This is a genomic window from Pseudomonas sp. NPDC087598 (genome assembly GCF_044743525.1).
In the GTDB taxonomy this organism is placed as follows: domain Bacteria; phylum Pseudomonadota; class Gammaproteobacteria; order Pseudomonadales; family Pseudomonadaceae; genus Aquipseudomonas.
The window spans coordinates 7,953-11,225 of record NZ_JBIUWQ010000094.1; the positions used below are offsets into that span (position 1 = coordinate 7,953).

The following is a 3,273-nucleotide window of genomic DNA, read 5'->3' on the forward strand; positions in this document are numbered from 1 at the left end:
GAACATGTCCACACCGCGGCGCACACCCTCAACCAGATCTTCCGGTTTGCCAACGCCCATAAGGTAACGAGGTTTGTCAGCCGGCATCATGCCCGGCAGATAATCCAGCACCTTGATCATCTCGTGCTTGGGTTCGCCCACCGACAGACCGCCGATAGCCAGACCGTCAAAGCCGATTTTGTCGAGGCCTTCCAGCGAACGCATGCGCAGATCCTGGTGCATGCCACCCTGAACGATACCGAACAGCGCCGCGGTGTTGTCACCGTGGGCATTTTTCGAACGCTGAGCCCAACGCAGCGACAGCTCCATCGACACGCGAGCGACGTCTTCATCAGCCGGGTACGGTGTGCATTCGTCAAAGATCATTACGATGTCGGAGCCCAGATCGCGCTGAACCTGCATCGATTCTTCCGGGCCCATGAACACTTTCGAGCCGTCGACCGGAGAGGCGAAGGTCACGCCCTCCTCCTTGATCTTGCGCATCGCGCCGAGGCTGAACACCTGGAAACCACCGGAGTCGGTCAGGATCGGGCCTTTCCACTGCATGAAATCATGCAGGTCGCCGTGTGCCTTGATCACTTCGGTGCCTGGGCGCAGCCACAGGTGGAAGGTGTTGCCCAAAATGATCTCTGCGCCGGTGGCGACGATGTCACGCGGCAACATGCCCTTGACGGTGCCGTAAGTACCGACCGGCATGAAGGCCGGGGTCTCGACGGTGCCACGCGGAAAAGTCAGACGACCACGACGGGCCTTGCCATCGGTGGCCAGAAGCTCAAAGGACATGCGACATTCGCGACTCATTCTGTTTCCTCTGGGCCTGTTTGTTTAGGGGCAGTAGGTGCTGGATTACGGGTGATGAACATCGCATCACCGTAGCTGAAAAAGCGGTATCCATTTTCGACAGCGGCTTTGTAAGCGGCCATGGTTTCGGGATAACCGGCAAACGCCGAAACCAGCATCAACAGTGTGGATTCCGGCAAATGGAAATTGGTCACCAGGGCGTCGACCACATGGAACGGTCGGCCCGGGTAGATAAAGATGTCGGTGTCGCCACTGAACGGCTTGAGCACGCCATCGCGCGCCGCACTTTCCAGCGAACGCACGCTGGTGGTACCGACAGCAATCACTCGACCACCGCGCGCACGACAAGCAGCGACGGCATCAACCACATCCTGGCCGACTTCCAGCCACTCGGTGTGCATGTGGTGGTCTTCAAGCTTCTCGACGCGCACTGGCTGGAATGTACCCGCGCCCACGTGCAACGTAACGAACGCAGTCTCGACGCCTTTGGCGGCAATCGCCTCCATCAGCGACTGATCGAAATGCAGCCCCGCCGTCGGCGCCGCCACCGCGCCCAGACGCTCGGCATAAACGGTCTGATAACGCTCGCGATCCGAGCCTTCATCCGGGCGATCTATGTAAGGAGGCAGCGGCATGTGCCCGACGCGATCAAGCAGCGGCAGCACTTCTTCATCGAACCCCAGTTCGAACAACGCATCGTGACGAGCGAGCATCTCGGCTTCGCCACCGCCGTCGATGAGAATCTTCGAACCCGGCTTCGGCGACTTGCTGGAGCGCACATGCGCCAGCACGCGATGCGAATCGAGGACCCGCTCAATGAGGATTTCCAGCTTGCCGCCGGACGCTTTCTGCCCGAACAGCCGCGCCGGAATCACCCGGGTATTGTTAAACACCATCAAATCGCCCGGGCGTAAATGCTCAAGCAAATCAGTGAAGTGACGGTGTGCGAGGGCGCCGCTGACCCCATCCAGGGTCAACAGGCGACTACCGCGACGCTCGGCCAAAGGGTGGCGGGCGATCAGCGAATCAGGGAGCTCGAAAGTAAAGTCAGCAACGCGCATGATGGGGTTCGTCTAGCAGGGCCGGGAAGTCTAGCGGAAATATCGAAAATTGACCATGAAACGTGATTGACCAACGGTAATGACCTCTCTATACTTCGCCGCCATTGAGCCCTGATGGCGGAATTGGTAGACGCGGCGGATTCAAAATCCGTTTTCGAAAGGAGTGGGAGTTCGAGTCTCCCTCGGGGCACCATATAGCAGTATCTGAAAGTCTCTACCAGACTCTCAGACCCAGAGAAACCGGCCACTAGGCCGGTTTTTTTGTGCCTGTCTGTTTATGCCTTTCTCTTCCCATGCGCTGTATCCCTGCTTGCATCCTGAGAAAAATACCGAACTTGGGGATACAAGGATGAAGCGCGTAGATATCAAGCGCCGCCCTCTCGCTGACACGACCCTTACAGGGTTGGAGCCAGCATCAAAGGAATGCCGGGAGCTCGACGGAAACGGCTTCTACTTCAGGGTCAAACCGGATGGTAGTAAATCCTGGCAGCTCCGCTACAAACGCCTCTGGAAGCCGACCTCACGATATAGCCGCACAAGCACCTAAAACAGCAACGAACGCGGCGCTCGTATCGCCTGAGCTCTTTCCGAGGTTCAAGCGTGGGCGCGTAGCCGTATCGAGTCACGAGATCAGGTGGCTGCATGAGCCACAAGACTGCAAACAACGCTTTGATGCCCCCCTTCTCCGTGTTGCGTCGAATCGGCTCTACATGCCAATTCCAGCCTCGCTGCACGCCTCTCCCGTTACAACGCTCACATGGCAAAAGCCCGCGCACTCGAAACCGCAGGCGGCGCCCAATGAACAACGCCCTGAGTTTCTCACTGCCTGAAGACCTCCCTTGCATGAATCCAAAAGCAGAAGCCGGTGTACCCTTCGACGCCATCACCTGCGCCATCGACCGTGCCGACTCAGTGTTGACCTTGCTTGAAGATCACTTCGAAAACGAATCCTCACGCCTTGCCAATCATGTCATTGCCGCGGTCTTTTGGGATGTGCGCGGCGCCCTCGGTCTGAAGCACCTGAAGCAATGGATCGTTATCCAGCGCCCAATGCAGACTCAGAGCAATTCCATCATTGATCAGTCAGGTCGAAAAAGAGTGGCTTAGCGCGTGGCTGCCTGGATGCTGCGCTGGAGCTTTTAGAGGAAAACGGGGCTTTCCCCCTAATGTCGCACTGCTGAGGATGCGGGATAAGCGCCAGGCGGCTTACAAAGCGATGCGCTACCGTGTGGCTGATTCCATGGTCACCATGGATCTACTCTAACGTGGTTGACGGTCAACCTCCGTACCAGTCTCAGGATGCTTTTTTCGAGCACAAACAAAACCCCAACTGCTTTCGCAATTGGGGTTTCGGAATTTAATCTTGACGATGACCTACTCTCACATGGGGAAACCCCACACTACCATCGGC

3 protein-coding genes, 1 tRNA gene and 1 pseudogene are annotated in these 3,273 nt (G+C 57.5%); 3 read left to right on the forward strand and 2 right to left on the reverse strand.

The window, feature by feature from the left end:
• Nucleotides 1-783 (reverse strand): tRNA guanosine(34) transglycosylase Tgt (tgt, locus tag ACIOWE_RS28715; RefSeq protein WP_401398279.1); only part of this gene is annotated, 783 nt, incomplete at its 3' end.
• Between the two features lie 14 nt (nucleotides 784-797).
• Nucleotides 798-1,862 (reverse strand): tRNA preQ1(34) S-adenosylmethionine ribosyltransferase-isomerase QueA, encoded by a 1,065-nt coding sequence (gene queA / locus ACIOWE_RS28720; RefSeq protein WP_401398276.1) that lies wholly within the window; start codon nucleotides 1,860-1,862, stop codon nucleotides 798-800.
• 108 nt (nucleotides 1,863-1,970) lie between these two features.
• Between queA and ACIOWE_RS28725 the strand changes: the two genes are divergently transcribed.
• The 3 genes and pseudogenes from ACIOWE_RS28725 (at nucleotide 1,971) to ACIOWE_RS28735 (ending at nucleotide 2,969) form a co-directional block, all read left to right on the forward strand.
• Nucleotides 1,971-2,055: transfer RNA gene (locus ACIOWE_RS28725), tRNA-Leu, on the forward strand.
• A 156-nt stretch (nucleotides 2,056-2,211) separates the two neighbouring features.
• Nucleotides 2,212-2,367 (forward strand): annotated as a pseudogene (locus tag ACIOWE_RS28730) (Arm DNA-binding domain-containing protein); the annotation flags it as partial.
• Between the two features lie 293 nt (nucleotides 2,368-2,660).
• Complete coding sequence (locus tag ACIOWE_RS28735; RefSeq protein ID WP_401398278.1) at nucleotides 2,661-2,969, forward strand: hypothetical protein; 309 nt, start codon at nucleotides 2,661-2,663, stop codon at nucleotides 2,967-2,969.
• Nucleotides 2,970-3,273 lie beyond the last annotated feature (304 nt).